At 66.7% G+C, this 18,816-nt stretch carries 15 protein-coding genes; 7 read left to right on the plus strand and 8 right to left on the minus strand.

What is annotated here, in order from left to right; genetic code table 11:
• Positions 1-215: 215 nt before the first annotated feature.
• From JQ633_RS06815 to JQ633_RS06825, 3 genes are all read right to left on the minus strand, one after another.
• Positions 216-1,064, minus strand: coding sequence for a hypothetical protein (locus tag JQ633_RS06815; protein ID WP_211983760.1), 849 nt, complete (start codon positions 1,062-1,064; stop codon positions 216-218).
• A 109-nt stretch (positions 1,065-1,173) separates the two neighbouring features.
• Positions 1,174-4,800 (minus strand): tetratricopeptide repeat protein, encoded by a 3,627-nt coding sequence (locus JQ633_RS06820; protein WP_211983762.1) that lies wholly within the window; start codon positions 4,798-4,800, stop codon positions 1,174-1,176.
• A 214-nt stretch (positions 4,801-5,014) separates the two neighbouring features.
• Positions 5,015-5,602 (minus strand): PadR family transcriptional regulator, encoded by a 588-nt coding sequence (locus JQ633_RS06825; protein ID WP_211983764.1) that lies wholly within the window; start codon positions 5,600-5,602, stop codon positions 5,015-5,017.
• Positions 5,603-5,757: 155 nt separating this feature from the next.
• Here JQ633_RS06825 and JQ633_RS06830 point away from each other — a divergent pair, with 155 nt between their 5' ends.
• The 4 genes from JQ633_RS06830 (at position 5,758) to JQ633_RS06845 (ending at position 11,605) form a co-directional block, all read left to right on the plus strand.
• Positions 5,758-6,177, plus strand: coding sequence for a nuclear transport factor 2 family protein (locus JQ633_RS06830; protein WP_211983766.1), 420 nt, complete (start codon positions 5,758-5,760; stop codon positions 6,175-6,177).
• A gap of 108 nt (positions 6,178-6,285) precedes the next feature.
• Positions 6,286-8,076, plus strand: coding sequence for an acyl-CoA dehydrogenase C-terminal domain-containing protein (locus tag JQ633_RS06835; RefSeq protein WP_211983767.1), 1,791 nt, complete (start codon positions 6,286-6,288; stop codon positions 8,074-8,076).
• A gap of 75 nt (positions 8,077-8,151) precedes the next feature.
• Entirely contained in the window at positions 8,152-9,360 is a 1,209-nt protein-coding gene (locus JQ633_RS06840) for an acetyl-CoA C-acetyltransferase (protein ID WP_211983769.1), read from the plus strand.
• 19 nt (positions 9,361-9,379) lie between these two features.
• Positions 9,380-11,605 (plus strand): FAD-dependent oxidoreductase, encoded by a 2,226-nt coding sequence (locus JQ633_RS06845; protein ID WP_211983771.1) that lies wholly within the window; start codon positions 9,380-9,382, stop codon positions 11,603-11,605.
• Between the two features lie 169 nt (positions 11,606-11,774).
• On the opposite strand, the gene gstA is transcribed toward JQ633_RS06845, so the two are convergent.
• Positions 11,775-12,392, minus strand: coding sequence for a glutathione transferase GstA (gstA, locus tag JQ633_RS06850; RefSeq protein ID WP_211983773.1), 618 nt, complete (start codon positions 12,390-12,392; stop codon positions 11,775-11,777).
• Positions 12,393-12,522: 130 nt separating this feature from the next.
• On the opposite strand from gstA, the gene JQ633_RS06855 reads away from it, so the two are divergent.
• The 3 genes from JQ633_RS06855 to JQ633_RS06865 all read left to right on the plus strand — a co-directional run bounded on the left by JQ633_RS06855 (position 12,523) and on the right by JQ633_RS06865 (position 15,231).
• Positions 12,523-13,047 (plus strand): MarR family winged helix-turn-helix transcriptional regulator, encoded by a 525-nt coding sequence (locus tag JQ633_RS06855; RefSeq protein ID WP_211983775.1) that lies wholly within the window; start codon positions 12,523-12,525, stop codon positions 13,045-13,047.
• 93 nt (positions 13,048-13,140) lie between these two features.
• Positions 13,141-14,511, plus strand: coding sequence for a glutamate--cysteine ligase (locus JQ633_RS06860; RefSeq protein WP_211983777.1), 1,371 nt, complete (start codon positions 13,141-13,143; stop codon positions 14,509-14,511).
• Between the two features lie 165 nt (positions 14,512-14,676).
• Complete coding sequence (locus JQ633_RS06865; protein WP_211983779.1) at positions 14,677-15,231, plus strand: PAN domain-containing protein; 555 nt, start codon at positions 14,677-14,679, stop codon at positions 15,229-15,231.
• A gap of 104 nt (positions 15,232-15,335) precedes the next feature.
• On the opposite strand, the gene JQ633_RS06870 is transcribed toward JQ633_RS06865, so the two are convergent.
• The 4 genes from JQ633_RS06870 to tldD form a co-directional block, all read right to left on the minus strand.
• Positions 15,336-15,902 (minus strand): nucleotidyltransferase family protein, encoded by a 567-nt coding sequence (locus JQ633_RS06870; protein WP_211983781.1) that lies wholly within the window; start codon positions 15,900-15,902, stop codon positions 15,336-15,338.
• Positions 15,903-16,001: 99 nt separating this feature from the next.
• Positions 16,002-16,340: an MmcQ/YjbR family DNA-binding protein gene (locus JQ633_RS06875; RefSeq protein WP_211983789.1), complete on the minus strand. Its 339-nt coding sequence runs from the start codon at positions 16,338-16,340 to the stop codon at positions 16,002-16,004.
• A gap of 128 nt (positions 16,341-16,468) precedes the next feature.
• Positions 16,469-17,245: a signal peptidase I gene (gene lepB / locus JQ633_RS06880; protein ID WP_211983791.1), complete on the minus strand. Its 777-nt coding sequence runs from the start codon at positions 17,243-17,245 to the stop codon at positions 16,469-16,471.
• Positions 17,245-18,669: a metalloprotease TldD gene (tldD, locus tag JQ633_RS06885; protein WP_211983793.1), complete on the minus strand. Its 1,425-nt coding sequence runs from the start codon at positions 18,667-18,669 to the stop codon at positions 17,245-17,247. The genes lepB and tldD overlap by 1 nt, the downstream gene beginning before the upstream one ends.
• Positions 18,670-18,816 lie beyond the last annotated feature (147 nt).

Genomic DNA, 18,816 nt, shown 5'->3' on the forward strand with positions numbered 1-18,816 from the left:
CCGCATCACGGGTGTGGTGTCGTTCTCGTCGGCATTCTCCGGCAGAACGATCCGGTCAGCGCGCAAGAAAGCTTACGCGAACGCGGGTCGATTGCCGCATCCCTGCATAACTGAAATCGGCAGGGGGAGGGACTAAAGAATCCGCTTCGGGCGGGCTTTTTTCGCCGCAGCCGCCGCCGTGGTTGATGATTCAGATTAATGACAGGGCGCGCCCGTCAGGACCGGCCGGCGGGCCTGGTGATGAGGTTCATCGCCAGCGCCTCCTTCGGGCTCAGCCAGCGGATGTCGGAGGTCTGCGACATCGCCTCGATGATTTTCGAGGAAACGCCCATCCGGGTCATGTAGTTCAGCACCATGCCCTGGATGCGCTGGGCCTCGGCGAGCGGATCGCTCACCTGGGTTGCGGTGGTGAAACGATGCACGCCGAGCCGCGAGCCCTCGATGCCGTAGCGGGTCTCGCCGCCCGCATAGACCAGCACGCAGGCGCTGGCGCATGAGGCGGCGCGAAGCTTGCCCGATGCGTCGGCGGTGGCGACGGCGGTGACGAGCCGCTGTGCGCGGATGACGTCGCCCATGATCGCGGCCTGATCCAGTGCGCCGCCCTGCGACGACAGCAACACGGCATCGCCCGGCGACAGGCGCGCCTCATTGAGCCGGTCGCGGAACCAACTCGCGCTGGCCGAGCCGATCTTGCCGTTGATCGCGAGCGCGCGCCGGCCGCGGCCCGATCCGTCGATGTCGACGTCGGCAATCACGGTCGCGGTCATGCTTGCCGTGACATAACGCTCGCGCCAGAATTCCCAGGCGCCCGGCTGCGACAGGTCGCGGTAGGCGGGAATGACGATGCTCATGAGCAGCAGCACGAAGATGATCACCGACCAGATCGATGGCCTGAAGGTGGCGCCCGGCGGCGTCGGGTGCGGCTGCGCATTCCATACCGGAGCGGATGCAGGGCGCGGCGGCGGATCACGCTGCTGCGGCTGGCGCGGCGGTGCGATCCGGGGCCCGGTCGGCGACGAACGATGAACATCCGGTCCATCATCCTGACGATCATCGACAGACAAGCCTGATCCTCCGGAACGCAACGACGTTTCGCGCGGCCTTGCGCGTCTATCTACACGGTCGAAGCGCGGAGGGATAGGACGGCGACGCCAGGTGGCGTCGCGACGGTCTTTAGTGGGCGGCAGTCAGCGCGGCGGTCCGCTTCGCTGGCGGCTTGGCCGGCTTGGCGGCGGCGGGCTGAACGGCGGCGCCATCCCAGCCGCCGGGCGGGACCTGCACGCCGATCGCATCGCTCGGCTGCGGCTCGGCGGTGAAAGTCTGGATCGCGAGCTTGGCCGCCGCCAGCGACTGCGCGTCGAGCCGCTTGGCGATGTCGTCGCGCTTGTGGCCGGCGTCGGCGTCGCCCTGTGCGGCCGCGAGGCTGAACCATTTGAACGATTCGGCGAGGTTCTGTTCGACGCCGATGCCGCGGGCATAGAGGATGCCGAGGTTGAACTGGCTGTCGGCGACGCCGCGGTCGGCGGCCTTGCGGAACCACTGCGCCGCGCTCTTGTAGTCTGCGCCCTTGCCGCCACCGTCGGCGTCGAGCACGGCGAGGTTATGCATCGCCTTGGCGTTGCCGCGATCGGCGGCCTGCACGTAATAGCGCCGCGCGACGTCGAAGTCGCGTTTCACGCTGAGGCCCTTTTCGTAGAAGGTGCCGAGCCGGAAGATCGCAGGGATCACGCCGGCCTGCGCCGCGCGGTTATACCATTTGGCGGCTTCGTCGAGATTGGCGGCGACGCCCTTGCCCTCGGCAAAGCGCAGGCCGACCTCGTAGGCCGCGCCGGCATCGCCCTTCAGCGCCGCGGCGCGCAGCACCGGTCCGCCGATCGCGTCGGGCAGCTTCTCGCCGGCCGGAATCTGAATCGTGGCGAGCTTGCCGCCGAGCGGCGGGGCCACTGCGACCGGGATCGCGCCGGTGACGTCATTGCTCGCCGGCGGCGCGGCGACAGGGACCGCCGCGGGAGCGGGCATATTGGCGTAGGGGATCGCCTGCGGGATCGCGACCTGCGCGGCATCCAGCGTGTTCGGTGCCGGCGTGTTGTTGGACTGCCGGTCGAGCGGGGTTGGCGAGGTCATCGAGGGGCCGGGCGCCGACGACGGCGCTGCCGGCGCGGGCACGGTGAGATTCTCGGCCGGCGGCTGCGCCGGAGCCATCGCGGGCTCGCTTCTTTCGATCGCGGACCCCAGCGTCGGAGTGCCGGTGTCGAGCATGTTCATCGCCATCTTGAACGCGCCGAGCACGATCACGACCACGCTGGCGCCGACCAGCAGCGAGCGGATCTTCGAGGTGATGGTCGAGCCCTGGCTCTGCTCGGGTGCTTCAACCTTGATCGCAGCGGCCTTCGCGGCCTTGTCGTCCTTCGCCTTGGCCTTCGCTGCAGCCTTGCTGGCGGCGCGTGCCGCCTTCTCGTTGACCGGCTGGGCGGCGGCGGCCTGCGCGGCGCGGCGCGCGGCGGCGATGAAGCTCGAGGTCGAGACCGGCTCCTTCTTGCCGGCCGGCAGATCGCTGATCGCGTTCTCCGACGCGGCGATCCGCTCCGACGGCGAGGACGCACGTCCCGACGGGCGGGTGCCCGGCTCGAGCGGGTGATCCGGCGGCAGCTCCGGCGCGAGCGCGGGACGCGCGGGCGCGGTATGCGGCTCGAGAATCTCGCTGATCGCGCGCGGCGTCGCGGGCACCAGCGGCGGCGGTGTGGCGACACTCGGCTGCGCGGCGTGGAATTCGCGCGAGGCAGCGGCAAAATGCTCCTGCGCCAGCGCCGGGTTGGGCAGTTCGGGCTTGTAGGAGTCGGGCTTGTACGATTCGGTCCGGTAGGTTTCGGGCGCGTAGGTCTCGGGCCTGTAGCTCTCTTGGCTCGGCTGCGGCGCCGCAGCGCGCGGCACCTCCATGCGCGACGGCGGCGGCTCCGGTGCCGGCGGCGCTGACCGGACCGTGCGCAGATCGTTCTCGATCATCGCGAGGCGATCGACGACATGGCCGAGCGTGTTGTGAACCGTCTCCAGCGAATCCTGGGTGCGGCGATCGGTCTCCGACTGGCTGAAGCGGATGTCCGACAGCTCGCGCTTCATCAGGTCGACGATGCCGGGATCCATCATCGGCTGCTGCGCGCCGCCCATATTACGCGTGGCGTCGGCGAGCGAGGCGATATGGGCGTGCTGGGCCTCGAGGTGGCGCATGATGTCATGCAGACCTTCCTCGACCCGGCCGAGATTGCTGGTGCGCTGGTCGGTCGCCTCGAGGCGCTCGAGCAGATACGACACGCGCTGTTCGAGATGGGTGAACGCGGAGGCGCTGTCGTTGCCGACCTGCAGACGGTCGATCCGCTCCGACAGGGCGCGCACCGCGCCTTCGATCGCGTCGGAATTCTCATAGCCGGCCGGAGCCTGGCGGCTTTCCAGTGTCGAGGCCAGCGCGGCGATGCGCTGCTCCAGCACGGCGAAGGCGTCGCTTGCGGTGTCGCCGCGCGACATCTGCGACAGCTGGTCGACCTTCGACGACAGCGCATGCACGTCCTCGGACAGCCGCAGCAGCGCGTCGTTGGAGGCGACGTTGGAGACGATCGCCCGCAGCGCCGCGATCGCGCCCTCGAGCTGCTGCACGGTCGACGGATCGTCATTGGCGCGCAGGATGGTGTCGAGCTTGGCGCCGAGATTGCGGATCGCCTCGTCATAGCCGGTGAGCTGCTCGGCCGGGGTCAGCGTGCGCAGCGCTTCGCGGATCTCGGACAGCGCGCGTTCGATGCCGGCGATCGCCGGGCCGTGGCTGTTGCTGCCTTCCTGCCGGATCTCGTCGATCCTCCGGTGCAGCGAGCGGATCTCGTTCTCGATCGATTCGATCGCCCGGCGCGGCATCGCTTCGGTGATGGCCTGGCGGATTTCGGCGAGTTCGCCGCGGAACGCGGCGATCGACTGCTCGACCTGGTCGGGCCGCTGCAGTGCCTCGATCTGGCTCGTGATCTTGAGCAGGTGGCGCTCGAGCGCGGAGAAATCCGGCCCGCTCGGCGTGGGCGGTGGCGGCGACGGCGCATAGGCGCCGATCGGCGGCGCGGGAGGCGGCATCGGCGCGCTGCGCGGCGGCGCCTGCCGCGGCGCGGGCTCGTCGAGCTCGTTCTGCCGCGCGGTAATCTCCGCGATCGCAAAGTCGAACGACGCCGGGCTGAGCGGCGGCGAGGCGCGGTAGACCTGTGCGGCGGCGCGCTCGACCATCTCGGTCTGGCGCAGCCGCTCCTGCATCAATCGCTCCTGCTGCATCCGCTCCTGGATCGCGGGTTCGCGCATCTGGATCGGCGGCTCGCGCACCGCCTGGGGCGGCGGCTCGCGCATGGGCTGGGGCTGCACCTCGCGCACGGGTTGGGACTGCGCTTCGCGCACGGGCTGCGGCTTCGAAATCTGCGACAGCCGCGCATCGAGGCGCGAGATGGCGTCGTTGAGCTGCCGGGCGACGGCGGGTTGGCCGCGCGGCACCTCGGCGCGCACGGCCTCGCCGCGCGACATCGGCTTGGCAATCTGTTCGATCTGGCGGGTGATGGCGTCGAGCCGCTGATGGATATCGGCGACCTCGCGGCTCTCCCGGCTTGGCATCGCCGGTTGCTGCTGTTCCTGGGCGGCCCGGTAATCCGGCGGGCTGGCTTCGCCGACAGTGGAGTTGAGCCACTCGTTCAGCGACATGCCGGCGCGGCGAGCCGCCGCCTCAGCCCTTTCGCGGACGGAGGGATCGATGCCGTCAACACTCCACGATACGCGCGAATTCATGATTCCGTCCGGTCCCGACTCCGGCGCTACACCCTGCGCCCGCAGCCTCCCCGCGCATCCCGGTTAAGAGACAATCGAATTCTGCGCGGGGCGTCTGCCTCAGCTCCCGACTTTTTCCCGTCACGGTAAATAACGGGTTAAGGAATGCGGCCGCGGAGGTTTAAAGTTAGGAATCCGGGAACCTGTTGCGCCGGAACAGGACAGCAATTTGCTTCTACGCGTTGCTCTCGCGCCTGCCGTCGTCGAGCGGCAGCACGTTGCCGCGATGGGCCATCGCCGAGAGCGCGTCGAGCGCCTCCTCGCACCACTCCACCACGACGCGCTCGTGGCGCATGCCGAGGCGAAGGTTGAGCATCTTGCCGAGGTCGGCCGGCGGCGCGACCCCGTCGGGGAAACGCTTGTTGAGCATGCGCTCGTAGCGCTCGCAGCGGTCGCGATGGTGCTCCAGCCGCGCCATCAAGTCGGTGCGCAGGGCCTCGATGTCGACGCCGTCGAGCGCGTAGAGCCGGACCAGCAGGTCATCCTTGATCGAAGGCGGCACGCTCGGCCGCGCCGCCCAATGTTTTAGCGCCGCGCGGCCCTCGACCGTCAGGGTGTAGACCAGCTTGTTGGGCTTGCCGGTCTGAACCACCTCGCGGCCCTGGACGTGGCCCTTGTCGCGCAGCCGCGACAGCTCCCGGTAGATCTGCTGGTGGTCGGCCTTCCAGAAGAAGCCGATCGAGGCATCGAAGGTCTTGGCGAGCTCGTAGCCCGTCATCGGACGTTCCGTGAGGCATGCGAGGATTGCGTCACCGAGTGCCAACGCCCACCTCCATCTGGGTTCCCTAGGCCGTCCTGAAGTTCGCTTGACTTTATGCGTTACTGTGCATATGCGTCAATATGCATATGGTGATGGGCGTGCCGCCTGATGGCACGCGCCCGTTCAGGCTTCCCAACCTCGCCGCAGGAGACGTCCGAATGAGCAAGCCGGGCCTCGACAAGTGGTACGCCTACATGAAGTCCCACGACACCTCGGCGTTGTGGGACCTGCTGCATCCAGATGCAGTGTTCGAAAGCCCGGTCGTGCACACGCCGCAGCGCGGCCGCGACATCACCTTCAAATACCTGACCAGCGCCGCCAAGGTGCTCGGCGGTCCGACCTTCAAATATACGGGCGAGTGGACCAGCGCCACCGGCGCGGTGCTCGAGTTCGAGAACGAGATCGAGGGCATCAAGCTCAACGGCGTCGACATCATCACGTTTGATGGCGACGGCCGCATCACGCATTTCAAGGTGATGGTGCGTCCGCTCAAGGCAATCAATCTGCTGCACCAGATGATGGGCGCCGAACTGATGAAGCAGCAAGGCGGCGCTACGCCGCAATCACAGTCCCGATAGTACCTGCCGCGGACCTCCGGAACCGGATAAGGTCCGTTCCAACAAACCAGACAAAAAGCTGCGCAGCGTCCGTCGCGAATGCGATCGCGGGCCAGCCGGGAGACCAGCATGCCGATCTACAAAGCCCCCGTCGAGGACGTCAGCTTCCTGCTCAACGACGTCTTCCAGATCGATCGCTACGACAATCTTCCAGGATTCACCGATGCGTCGGCCGATGTGCGCGAAGCGATCCTCGGCGAAGCCGCCAAGCTCAGCGAGGAAGTGCTGCAGCCGCTCAATCGCGTCGGCGATCTCGAAGGCTGCAAGCGCAACGACGACGCCAGCGTCACCACGCCGAAGGGTTTCAAGGACGCCTTCAAGCAGGTCGCCGAAGGCGGCTGGCTCGGCCTGTCGGCGCCGGCTGAATATGGCGGGCAGGGCCTGCCGGTGACGTTGTCGCAGGCGGTCAACGAATTCCAGATCTCCGCCAACATGGCGTTCTCGATGTATGGCGGCCTCACCATGGGCGCGACCGCCGCGCTATTGGTGCACGGCACGCCCGAGCAGAAGAAGACCTATGTGCCGAAGATGGTCGCCGGCGAATGGACCGGCACCATGAACCTGACCGAGCCGCATTGCGGCACCGATCTCGGCCTGCTGCGCACCAAGGCCGTGCGCCAGCAGGACGGCAGCTTCAAGATCACCGGCACCAAGATCTTCATCTCCGCCGGCGAGCACGACCTCACCGAGAACATCATCCATCTTGTCCTGGCGCGCATCGAAGGCGCGCCGGCCGGCATCAAGGGCGTCTCGCTGTTCGTCGTGCCGAAGGTGCTGGTCAATGCCGACGGCTCGCTGGGGCAGCGCAACGGCGTGTCCTGCGGCTCGATCGAGCACAAGATGGGCATCCACGGCAATTCCACTTGCGTGATGAACTACGACAACGCCACCGGCTGGCTGATCGGCGAAGAGAACAAGGGCATGCAGGGCATGTTCGTGATGATGAACGAGGCTCGCCTCGGCGTCGCCGTGCAAGGCCTCGCGCAGTCCGAGGTCGCCTATCAGAACGCGGTGGCCTATGCGCGCGAGCGCCTGCAGGGTCGCTCGCTGACCGGCGCGAAGGAGGCCGACAAGCCGGCTGACCCGATCATCGTGCATCCCGACGTGCGCCGCACGCTGCTGACCATCCGCGCCTTCAACGAGGCGGCGCGCGCCATGGTGATCTGGACCGCGCTGAAGAGCGACGTTGCGCATCGCTCGGATGATCCCAAGGATCGCCAGGCCGCCGACGACCATATGGGCTTGCTCACGCCGGTGCTGAAGGGTGTCCTGACCGACACCGGCTTCGCCAACACCGTCTCGGCGCAGCAGATGTATGGCGGCCACGGCTACATCGCCGAACAGGGCATGGAGCAGTTCGTGCGCGATGCCCGCATCGCGATGATCTATGAGGGCGCCAACGGCATCCAGGCGCTCGATCTGGTCGGCCGCAAGCTGCCGCGCGACGGCGGCCGCGCCGCGATGGCGTTCTTCGGCGAGGTCGGCGCCTATGCCAAGGAGCATGGCGGCGACGAGGCGATGAAGCCGTTCATCACGCCGCTGTCGTCAGGGCTCGGCCATCTGCAGCAGGCCACCGGCTGGCTGATGCAGAACGCGCTGGCCAAGCCCGACAATGCCGGCGCTGCCGCGACCGATTACATGAAATTGTTCGGCCTCGTCGCGCTGGCCTATATGTGGGCGAAGATGGCCAAGGTGGCGCAGGACAAGATCGCCGCCGGCGACGCCTCGCAATATCTGACTACCAAGCTCGTGACCGGCCGCTTCTTCATGGAGAAGCTGCTGCCGGAGACCGCGGTGCACCTGGCCCGGATCCAGAGCGGCAGCGCCACCACGATGGAACTGGCTGCGGAAGCGTTCTGAAAAATTGCCGCCGCACCCTCTGCGGCGGCGCTTCCTTCGGTTATATATTATGATCCTCATATCAAGGAGGGCGTCATGCCTGAGGCATATATCTACGATCACGTTCGCACCCCGCGCGGCCGCGGCAAGGCCGATGGCGCGCTCCACGAGGTCACCGCGCTGGCGCTCGCCACGGTGCCGCTGAAGGCGCTGAAGGACCGCAACAACCTGCCCGAGGATTCGGTCGACGACGTCGTGCTCGGCGTGGTCGATCCGGTCGGCGAGGCCGGCAGCGACATCGCGCGCTTCGCCGCGCTGAAGGCGGGTCTCGGTGAAAAAGTGCCGGGCGTGCAGATCAGCCGCTTCTGCGCCTCCGGACTCGATGCCGTCAACTTTGCCGCCGCGCAGATCATGGCAGGCCAGCATGAGCTCGTGATCGGCGGCGGCGCCGAATCGATGAGCCGCGTCGGCATCGGCGCCTCCGGCGGCGCCTGGCCGATGGACCCGTCGATGGCGGTGCCGGCCTATTTCATGCCGCAGGGCATCTCGGCCGATCTGATCGCGACCAAATACGGTTTCTCCCGCGATGACGTCGACGCGTACGCGGTGCAGAGCCAGCAGCGCGCCGGCAAGGCCTGGGAAGAGGGCCGCTTCAGCAAGTCGGTGGTGCCGGTGAAGGACATCAACGGCCTGACCATCCTCGCCAAGGACGAGCACATGCGTCCGACCACGACGATGCAGTCGCTGGCGCAGCTGCAGCCGTCATTCGCGGCGATGGCGGCGATGGCCGGCTTCGACGCGGTGGCGACCCAGTCGCATCCCGAGGTCGAGAAGGTCAATTACGTGCATCACGCCGGCAACTCCTCCGGCATCGTCGACGGCGCCGGCGCGGTGCTGCTCGGCAGCAAGGAGGCCGGTGCGAAACACGGCCTGAAGCCGCGGGCCAAGATCCGCGCGTTCGCCAATATCGGCTCGGAGCCCGCGATGATGCTGACCGGCCCGGTCGACGTCACCGAAAAGCTGTTCGAGCGCTCCGGCATGAAGAAGTCGGATATCGACCTGTTCGAGCTCAATGAAGCCTTCGCCTCGGTGGTGCTGCGCTACATCCAGGCGTTCGACATCGACAATGCCAAGATCAACGTCAATGGCGGCGCGATCGCGCTCGGCCATCCGCTCGGCGCCACCGGCGCGATGATCCTCGGCACCGTGCTCGACGAGCTTGAGCGCACCAACAAGCAGACTGCGCTGGTCACGCTGTGCATCGGCGGCGGCATGGGCACCGCGACGATCATCGAGCGCGTGTAAGGCGAGGGGAGCGAGCAACATGGCTTTCAAGAATTTCAAGTTCGAGACCGACGCCGACGGCATTGCGCTGGTCACCTGGGACATTCCGGGCCGCTCGATGAACGTGTTCGACGAGCTTTCCAACCAGGAGCTCGGCGAGATCATCAAGCAGACGACGAGCGATGCCGCGATCAAGGGCGTCGTCATCACCTCGGCCAAGGAGGCCTTCTGTGCTGGGGCCGACCTCTCGATGCTCGAGGGTATGAACCATGCCTACGCCAGGCTCCTGAAGGAGAAGGGCGAGGAAGCCGCCAACCAGATGCTGTTCGAGCAGAGCCGGCAGATGTCGCTGGCGTTCCGCGCGATCGAGACCTCGGGCAAGCCGTGGGTCGCTGCGATCAACGGCCTTGCGCTCGGCGGTGGCTTCGAGGTCACGCTGGCCTGCCACTACCGCGTCGCGGCCGATAATCCGAAGACCCGGCTCGGCTTGCCCGAGATCAAGGTCGGCCTGTTCCCGGGCGCCGGCGGCACCCAGCGCGTGCCGCGCCTCGTGCCGCCGCAGGATGCGATGACGCTGCTGCTCAAGGGCGAGGCGGTCAAGCTCGACCGCGCCAAGGCGCTCAATCTGATCCACGCCATCGTTCCCGCCGCCGACCTGATCAAGGCCGCGAAGGACTGGATCAAGGGCGGCGGCAAGGCCGTCGCACCGTGGGACGAGAAGGGCTTCAAGCTGCCCGGCGGCCCCGTCTTCTCGAAGATGGGCATGCAGATGTTCCCGGCCGGCAACGCAATCTACCGCCGCGAGACCTTCGACAATTATCCGGCCGCGCGCGCCATCATGAGCTGCGTCTATGAAGGCCTGCAGTTGCCGATCGACGCCGCGCTGCGCGTCGAGTCGCGCTACTTCACCAAGGTGCTGCGCTCGAAGGAAGCGGCGGCGATGATCCGCTCGCTGTTCCTGTCGATGCAGGAATTGAACAAGGGCGCGCGCCGCCCGGCCGGCGTGCCGCCGACCAAGGTGAAGAAGCTCGCCGTGATCGGCGCCGGATTCATGGGCGCCAGCGTCGGCTACGTCTCGGCGCAGGCCGGCATCGACGTCGTGCTGGTCGATCGCGACCAGGAGAGCGCCGACAAGGGCAAGGGTCACGCCAAGAGCGTGGTCGACGGCCAGGTCGCCAAGGGCCGCATGAAGGCCGAGGCGGGCGAGGCGATTCTCGCGCGCATCTCGGCAACATCGGACTACAACGCGATCTCCGATTGCGACCTCGTCATCGAGGCGGTGTTCGAGGACCGCAAGGTCAAGGCCGACACCTACGCCAAGGCGCAGCCGCTGCTCAAATCGGGCGCGGTGTTCGCCTCCAACACCTCGACCTTGCCGATCAACTCGCTGGCCGAAGAGTTCAAAGACCAGGGCAAATTCATCGGCATCCACTTCTTCTCGCCGGTCGAGAAGATGATGCTGGTCGAGATCATCCTCGGCAAGAACACCGGCGACGTCGCGCTGGCGACCGCGCTGGATTATGTCCGCGCCATCGGCAAGACGCCGATCGTGGTGAACGATTCCCGCGGCTTCTTCGCCAATCGCCTGGTGATGCGCTACATCGGCGAAGGCAACGAGATGCTGCTCGAAGGCGTGCCGCCGGCGATGATCGAGAACACCGCCAAGATGGCCGGCATGCCGGTCGGGCCGCTGTCGCTGCAGGACGAGGTCGCGCTCGACCTCGGCCTCAAGATTACCAGGGCGACCGAGGCCGATCTCGGTCCCAATGCGGTCGACCAGGCGCAAAAGAAGCTGATGGTCGAGATGGTCGAGAAGCAGGGCCGCTTCGGCCGCAAGAACGGCAAGGGCTTCTACGACTATCCCGAGAAGGGCAAGGGCCAGAAGAGCCTGTGGCCGGGGCTTGCGGCGCTGCAGCCGAAGCAGCTCGATCCTGATACGCTCAGCGTCGAGGAGTTGAAGCAGCGCTTCCTGGTGGCGCAGGCGGTGGAAGCTGCCCGTACCGTCGAGGACCACGTCATCACCGACGTGCGCGAGGCCGATGTCGGCTCGATCCTCGGTTTCGGCTTCGCGCCGTTCACCGGCGGCGCGCTGTCCTATATCGACTTCATGGGCACCAGGAACTTCGTCGAGCTCTGCCACACCTTCGAGAAGAAGTACGGCTCACGCTTCACGCCGCCGAAGTTGCTCGAGGAGATGGCCGCCAAGGGCGAAACCTTCTACGGCCGCTTCCCGCCGAAGAAGCCGGCGGCGCAGGCCGCGGAGTAACAGGCAGCCTCCGTAGCCCGGATGGAGCGCAGCGAAATCCGGGGCAGGTTTTGCCGCGGTTGGTGTGGTCCCGGATTGCGCTTCGCTCCATCCGGGCTACGCATCTCGCGTAAATAAAAAGGGCCGGATCATCGATCCGGCCCTTTCGCTGTTCGTGCGTGCGAAAACCTCACGCCGCCTTCAGCAGGCCTTCCTTCTTCAGCGCTTCCTGCACCTTCGGGCGCGCGGCGACGCGGGCCTTGTAGGCGGTCAGGTTGGGCAGGCCTGAGAAATCGAAGCCGAGCCGGTCGGTCGCCCACATGATCATGGTGAAGAGGTAGCCGTCGGCGACGGTGAACTGGCTGCCCATCACATAATCGCGACCGGCGAGCTGGCTCTCGATATATTTGAACTTGCCCATCGCGCGGTCCTTGAAGAACGCCTTGGCATCGTCGGCGAGCACCGGCGAGAACATCGGGCCGAGGTTCTTGTGCAGCTCGGTGGTGATGTAGTTCAGCCATTCGAGCAGCTTGTAGCGCTCGTTGGAGTCGCGGGCCGGTGCCAGCTTCTTGTCGGCCACCTTGTCGGCGATCATCTGGATGATGATCGGCCCTTCGGTGACCATCTCGCCGCTTTCCAGCGCCAGCGCGGGCACCTGGCCCTTCGGGTTCACCTGCCAGAAATCCTCGCCGTTTTCGAGCTTCTTGGCCCGCAGATCGACCTTCACGAGGTCGTAGGGCAGCCCGGCTTCGAGCAGGGCGATATGGGGGGAGAGGGAGCAGGCACCGGGGGAGTAATAAAGCTTCATGGGGGTATTCCTTCCCTTGTTCTTGGCGGCCGGAGAGGGATTGCCTACATGCACCTGCATGGAATAGTCAAGATTGATGCAGATGCATTCAGTGCGGTACACTCTGCGCCGGGAGCTTATGAGCCAGACCATGAAACGCAAGCTATCGACCGAGGCGACCGCCGCGTGGATCCGCCTGATGCGGGTGCCGAGCCGGGTGCTGGACTGCGTCGAGCAGGATCTGAAGAAGGCCGGCTATCCGCCGCTCGCCTGGTACGATGCCCTGCTCGAGCTATCGCGCGCGCCGTCCGGCGAGCTGCGCCCGGTCGAGCTCGAGCGGCAGATGCTGATCCCGCAATATTCGACCTCGCGGCTGATCGACAAACTGGTCGACGAGGGGCTTGCCGCCCGCCGCGAATGCAAGATCGACAAGCGCGGGCAGTTCGTCGAGATCACCGAAGCCGGACGCGAGCTGCAGAAGCGGATGTGGAGCGCCTATTCCGCCGCGATCGAGAAGCATGTCGGCTCCAAATTGTCCGATGCCGAGGCCGCCCGGCTCTGCGGCCTGCTCGACCGTCTTGGTTGCTCTTGCGCTGACGCGAAAGGCGAGGCAAAGGCCGAGGCGAAGAGCGAAACCAAGCCGGCGCCGCCGCGAGACGGCGTGCCGGCCCGATGATAGTCTTGACCCCATCATCCGCGGCCGTTCCGGCGCGCGGATGTCCCTGCCACTGCGCGACTTCGATCGAAGCGCCCTTGAGTTGGATTTCGTATGGCGCGTGACCAGATCGACATGACGCCGCTTGAGTCGCGCGACGAACTCGTGGCGTGGATTGCAGCGGGCGTGAAGCCGGAGTCCGAATTCCGGATCGGCACCGAGCACGAGAAGACGCCGTTCACGCTCGACGGCCACGAGCCCGTGCCCTATGCGGGCGCCAAGGGCATCGGCGCGCTGCTCGAGGGCATGAAGCTGCTGCTCGGCTGGGAGCCGATCATGGAGCGCGGCAACATCATCGGGCTCTATGATGTCACCGGCGGCGGTGCGATTTCGCTGGAGCCGGGCGGGCAGTTCGAATTGTCCGGCGCGCCGGTCGAGACCGTGCACCAGACCCAGTCGGAGCTGATGGCGCACCTCGCGCAGGTGCGCGAGATCGCCACTCCCCTGGGTATCGGCTTCCTCGGTCTCGGCATGACGCCGTCCTGGTCGCGGGAGCAGATCCCGGTGATGCCGAAGGGCCGCTACAAGATCATGCGCAACTACATGCCGAAGGTCGGCAAATACGGCCTCGACATGATGTTCCGGACCTGCACGGTGCAGACCAATCTCGACTTCTCCTCCGAAGCCGACATGGTCAAGAAACTGCGGGTGTCGCTGGCGCTGCAGCCGGTCGCGACCGCGCTGTTCGCCAACTCGCCGTTCACCGAGGGCAAGCCGAACGGCTTCCTGTCGTTCCGCTCCGAGATCTGGCGCGACACCGACAATGCGCGCTCGGGCATGCTGCCGTTCGCATTCGAGGACGGCATGGGCTTTGAGCGCTATGTCGATTACGCGCTCGACGTTCCCATGTATTTCGTCAAGCGCGGCGAGGACTACATCGACGTCTCCGGCTCCTCGTTCCGCGATTTCTTCGCCGGCAAGAACAAGGCGTTCCCCGGCCAGCGCCCGACGCTGTCGGACTGGGCCAACCATCTGTCGACCATCTTCCCCGAAGTGCGGCTGAAGCGGTACCTGGAGATGCGCGGCGCCGATGGCGTGCCGTGGGGCCGTCTGCCGGCGCTGCCGGCATTCTGGGTCGGGCTGCTCTACGACAATGACAGTCTCGATGCCGCCTGGGACATCGTGCGGCACTGGACCGCGCCGGAGCGGCAGGCGCTGCGCGATGATGTGCCGCGCTTCGGCTTCAAGGCGCGGATCAAGGACCGCTATCTGTTCGAGATCGCCAAGGAGTGCCTGATCCTGTCCCATGCCGGCCTGCGCCGGCGCGGCCGGATCGACCATCTCGGCCGCGACGAGAGCCGCTTCCTCGAGCCGCTCGAGCGCATCATCGAAACCGGCCGCTCGCCGGCCGAGGAGATGCTGGAGAAGTTCAACGGGGCCTGGAAGGGCTCGGTGGAACCGGCGTATTCGGAATACGCGTTCTAGCCCGTTCGGTCCTGATAAGGCTGACCTTGCCGCCCGCGACGGTGGCGGCAAGATGCCGGATGTCGCGTCCTGCGCACCCTGCCGTTCATCCGCCGTACAGGTTCATGGCGTTCAAATGACGGCCCGCGAGATGGCGCGGGGCTGCGCGAATTTGAAAGCAATCTCATGGCGATAGGCCGCCTCTTCCGGGCGTGTGTGGCGACGTTCGCAATTTTTGCGGCGCTCGTCGTCGCGCGCCCGGCACTGGCGCAGTCCGCCTTCGACCGGCCCGGCGGCGATTATTCGAACTCGCCGGTGGCCACGGGCGATCCCGCCGATTGTGCGCTGGCCTGCGAGCGCGACCGCCGCTGCCGTGCCTGGAGCTTCAACTATCCGACCGACGTCGCGGCGGGCGCCGTGTGCTGGCTCAAGAACACGGTACCTCCGCGGGTGCCGGATTCCTGCTGCGTCTCCGGCGTGCGTGGCGCCGGCGTGGTCGAGCCGCGCAACGGCGCGATCGAAAGCTCGATCGACCGCTTCGGCGGCGACTACAAGAATTTCGAGCTCAAGACCAGCGACGGCGACGAGGCCTGCCAGGCTGCCTGCACCTCCGACAACAAGTGCCGCGCCTGGACCTACGCCCGTCCCGGCTATACCGGCCGCACCGCGCATTGCTTCCTGAAGAAAGAGATCAAGCCGCCGCGCCGCAAGGCGGGGTTCACGTCGGGCGTGGTGCGCTGAGACCCGTAGCCCGGATGGAGCGAAGCGCAATCCGGGGCGGCTCGTGCCGCGGATGGACCTGCCCCGGATTACGCTTCGCTGCATCCGGGCTACAAGTGCCGACCTCACTCCGCGGCCAGCACCGTGATCTCCGGCCACAACGCCTTCCAGCGCGCCGCCTTTGTCGCGTAGTTGGCTGCGGAAAAATTCGCTGACCGGTTCGGCCGCACGATCATGCCGGCGACGTCAGCAAATCCGTTCGGCGCATAGACGTCGTAACCGCCGCCGCTGCGGCGGATGCCGATCTGCGTGGTCGCGGTGAGGAAGCGGTCGATGCCGTCGCACGTGCGCGACAGCGCCGGGTAGGGCAGGCCGTGCTTCTCGGGATACCAGAGATGGACGCGGGCCTGGTTGCGCGCCTCGATCGCGACGCCGAGCTCGCCGAGCCGCGCCTGCAGTTCGCGGATCATGGCGTCCTCGGTCTCCCATGAGGTGTCGGGATCGAAATAGAACACGTCATAGTCGCTGATGCCGTGATCGAGCGGCCGGTTCGTCAGCACATTCCACACGGTCTGCACCAGGCAGCCGGAGACCAGCCACGCGTCGGGCAGCGCGAGGCGACGCAGTTCGTCGGTAATGGCGCGATTGGCCGGGTTGCGAAGCGCGGCCGTGAGGAATTCTTCTTGCGTCATGCATTCATGTCTCAACCGTCATTGCGAGCGAAGCGAAGCAATCCATCGATCCGTTATGCCGTGAGATGGATTGCTTCGCTTCGCTCGCAATGACGGCGGCTACAGCTCGTCATACTCCTTCACCGCCTTCTTCGAAGCCAGCGTGCGCCAGTGCCGGCGCAGCAGCGGCTCGACGGTCGTGCGCGTCGCCTGCGACAGGCGGATCAGCACGATCGGATAATCGCGGTAGTGATCGGTGAAATAGAACACCTTGGGCTGGCGATCGAGCAGCATGTCGCGCTCGTCGGGCGGCACGCCCGGCATCACCAGGCTGTCGCCGTCCTCTTTCAGCCGCGCCAGCAGCTTCTTGCGCACCTTCAGCGCCGGTGTGCCGTAGGAGGTGCCGTCCTCGACCTCGGGCCACGTCAGCGCGATGTGCCTGATGTCGTCGAAGGTCACGGCCACCGCCCTCGCGAGAGCTGTAGCCCGGATGGAGCGAAGCGCAATCCGGGACGGTCTATCCGCGGTCAGAGCGGTCCCGGATTTCGCTTCGCTCCATCCGGGCTACGAAGCTACAAGACCTTGGCTCACTGCACCGAGGTGAAGAACCGGGCGAGGCGGAAGCCGGAGAACCACGTGTAGATCGGCTGGCTGCGGATGCCCATGTCCCAGGACCCGACCACCGCGTCGGCGCGGCCGATCAGATTGTCGATCGGCAGCAGGCCGACGCCGCCGTCGCGCACCGGCACGCGGCTGTCGGCGGAATTATCGCGGTTGTCGCCGAGCACGAACAGCTTGCCGGGCGGCACGGTCACTTCGGCGGTGTTGTCGAGCCGGCCGTTGTCGCGGATCTTGAAGATCGCGTGGCTGACGCCGTTCGGCAGCGTCTCGATATAGCGATTGGCGTCCTCGCCGCCGCCGCGATCGTCTTCGGCGAAGCCGGTGCCGTCGGGCTTGAGCGCTGCCGGGCGGTCATTGATGAAGAGCTGGCCCTGCCGCATCTGGATGCGGTCGCCGGGCAGTCCGACCACGCGCTTGACCCAGGCCTGCGAACGGTCGCCCGGCCAGCGGAACACGACCACATCGCCGCGCTTCGGTGTCTCGCCGAACACGCGGCCGGTCTCCGGCAGCGTGATCTGGATCGGCAGCGAAGCCGCGCCGTAGCCATAGGGATATTTCGAGGCGACCAGCGCGTCGCCGATCAAGAGCGTCGGCTCCATCGAGCCTGACGGCACGTAGAACGGCTCGGCGATCGCGCCCTTGGCAAGGAACACGACGGCCACGATCGCAACCAGTTGTGCGGCCTGGCCGCGCCAGGTCGATTGCTTCGGCTTCGCCGTCGCCACCTCGTTTCCGCTGCTCACTAGCCTGTTCCTCCGACCGTAATCCGTTCCATCCGCAACGTCGGCTGGCCGACGCCGACCGGCACGCCCTGACCGTTCTTGCCGCAGGTGCCGATTCCCGTATCGAGCGCAAGATCGTTGCCGATCATGGTGATCCTGTGGAGATCGGTCGGCCCGTTGCCGATCAGCATGGCGCCCTTCAGCGGCGCGCCGAGCTTGCCGTCCTCGATCATGTAGGCCTCGGTGCACTGGAACACGTATTTGCCCGAGGTGATGTCGACCTGGCCGCCGCCGAAATTGGCGGCATACATGCCCTTCTTCACCGAGCTGATGATCTCGGCCGGGTCGCGGTCGCCCGACAGCATGTAGGTGTTGGTCATGCGCGGCATCGGCACATGGGCGTAGCTCTGCCGCCGGCCGTTGCCGGTCGGCTTCATGCCCATCAGGCGCGCGTTCTGGCGATCCTGCATGTAGCCGACCAGGATGCCGTCCTCGATCAGCACGGTGCGGTTGGTCGGCGTGCCCTCGTCGTCGATCGACAGCGAGCCACGGCGCGAGGCCATGGTGCCGTCATCGACCACGGTGACGCCCTTGGCCGCGACCTGCTTGCCCATCAATCCCGCAAAGGCCGAGGTCTGCTTGCGGTTGAAGTCGCCCTCGAGCCCGTGGCCGACGGCTTCATGCAGCATCACGCCGGGCCAGCCGGCGCCGAGCACCACATCCATCTCGCCGGCCGGCGCCGGCACCGATTCCAGGTTGACCAGCGCTTCGCGCAACGCGCCGTCGGCGGCGTCGCGCCAGGCCTTGGTCTCGATGAAGCGGGCATAGCCCTCGCGGCCGCCATAGCCCTTGCTGCCGCTCTCCTGCCGGTCGCCCTGGCCGGCGACCACGGAGATGTTGACGCGCACCAGCGGGCGGATGTCGCGATAGCTCTCGCCGTCCGGCCGCAGGATCTCGACCACCTGCCAGGTTGCGGTGAGGCTGGCGGAGACCTGCCGCACCCGCGGATCCTTGTCGCGGATATAGGCGTCGATCTCGCCGAGCAGTTTTACCTTCGCTTCGAAGCCGGGCGCATCGAGCGGGTTCTCGTCGCCATAGAGTTTGACGTTGGTGTGGGCCGGCGCCGCGGCGAAGCTGCCCGAATAGCCGCCGCGCACCGCAGCGACCGCGTCGGCCGCGCGGATCAGCGCCGGGATCGAGACGTCGGAGGAATGCGCATAGCCGACCGCGTCGTCCTTGACGGCGCGCAGGCCAAAGCCCTGCGAGGTGTCGTAGGTCGCCTGCTTCAGCCGGCCGTTGTCGAACACCAGCGCCTCGGTCTGCCCGAACTCCAGGAACAGCTCGCCGTCATCGGCGCCGGCAAGTCCGCGCGTCAGCTCGCGGCGAACGGCATCGCGGTCGAGATTGGCGCGGTCGAGCAGGGAGGTCGTGGCGGGATTGGTCATGGTCACTCCGAAGCAGTGCGAGGTCCTGCCATCCTTGCCCGAAGCGCAGCTGAACGCCAGTGGGGGAACCTGCAGCCAGGATTTCCGGCGATTGAAGCAGAGATGAGCGGCAAACTCACCTTACAACCCGGAAATCTGCGGCTGCCG

It is taken from the genome of Bradyrhizobium tropiciagri, assembly GCF_018130505.1.
Classification (GTDB): Bacteria; Pseudomonadota; Alphaproteobacteria; order Rhizobiales; family Xanthobacteraceae; genus Bradyrhizobium; species Bradyrhizobium tropiciagri_B.

What these genes read in the sequence shown, in the direction of transcription:
- JQ633_RS06820 (WP_211983762.1), bottom strand. Translation starts at nt 4,800, where the DNA reads ATGAATTCGCGCGTATCGTGGAGTGTTGACGGCATCGATCCCTCCGTC.
- JQ633_RS06830 (WP_211983766.1), top strand. Translation starts at nt 5,758, where the DNA reads ATGAGCAAGCCGGGCCTCGACAAGTGGTACGCCTACATGAAGTCCCAC.
- JQ633_RS06835 (WP_211983767.1), top strand. Translation starts at nt 6,286, where the DNA reads ATGCCGATCTACAAAGCCCCCGTCGAGGACGTCAGCTTCCTGCTCAAC.
- JQ633_RS06840 (WP_211983769.1), top strand. Translation starts at nt 8,152, where the DNA reads ATGCCTGAGGCATATATCTACGATCACGTTCGCACCCCGCGCGGCCGC.
- JQ633_RS06845 (WP_211983771.1), top strand. Translation starts at nt 9,380, where the DNA reads ATGGCTTTCAAGAATTTCAAGTTCGAGACCGACGCCGACGGCATTGCG.
- gstA (WP_211983773.1), bottom strand. Translation starts at nt 12,392, where the DNA reads ATGAAGCTTTATTACTCCCCCGGTGCCTGCTCCCTCTCCCCCCATATC.
- JQ633_RS06855 (WP_211983775.1), top strand. Translation starts at nt 12,523, where the DNA reads ATGAAACGCAAGCTATCGACCGAGGCGACCGCCGCGTGGATCCGCCTG.
- JQ633_RS06860 (WP_211983777.1), top strand. Translation starts at nt 13,141, where the DNA reads ATGGCGCGTGACCAGATCGACATGACGCCGCTTGAGTCGCGCGACGAA.
- JQ633_RS06865 (WP_211983779.1), top strand. Translation starts at nt 14,677, where the DNA reads ATGGCGATAGGCCGCCTCTTCCGGGCGTGTGTGGCGACGTTCGCAATT.
- JQ633_RS06870 (WP_211983781.1), bottom strand. Translation starts at nt 15,902, where the DNA reads ATGACGCAAGAAGAATTCCTCACGGCCGCGCTTCGCAACCCGGCCAAT.
- tldD (WP_211983793.1), bottom strand. Translation starts at nt 18,669, where the DNA reads ATGACCAATCCCGCCACGACCTCCCTGCTCGACCGCGCCAATCTCGAC.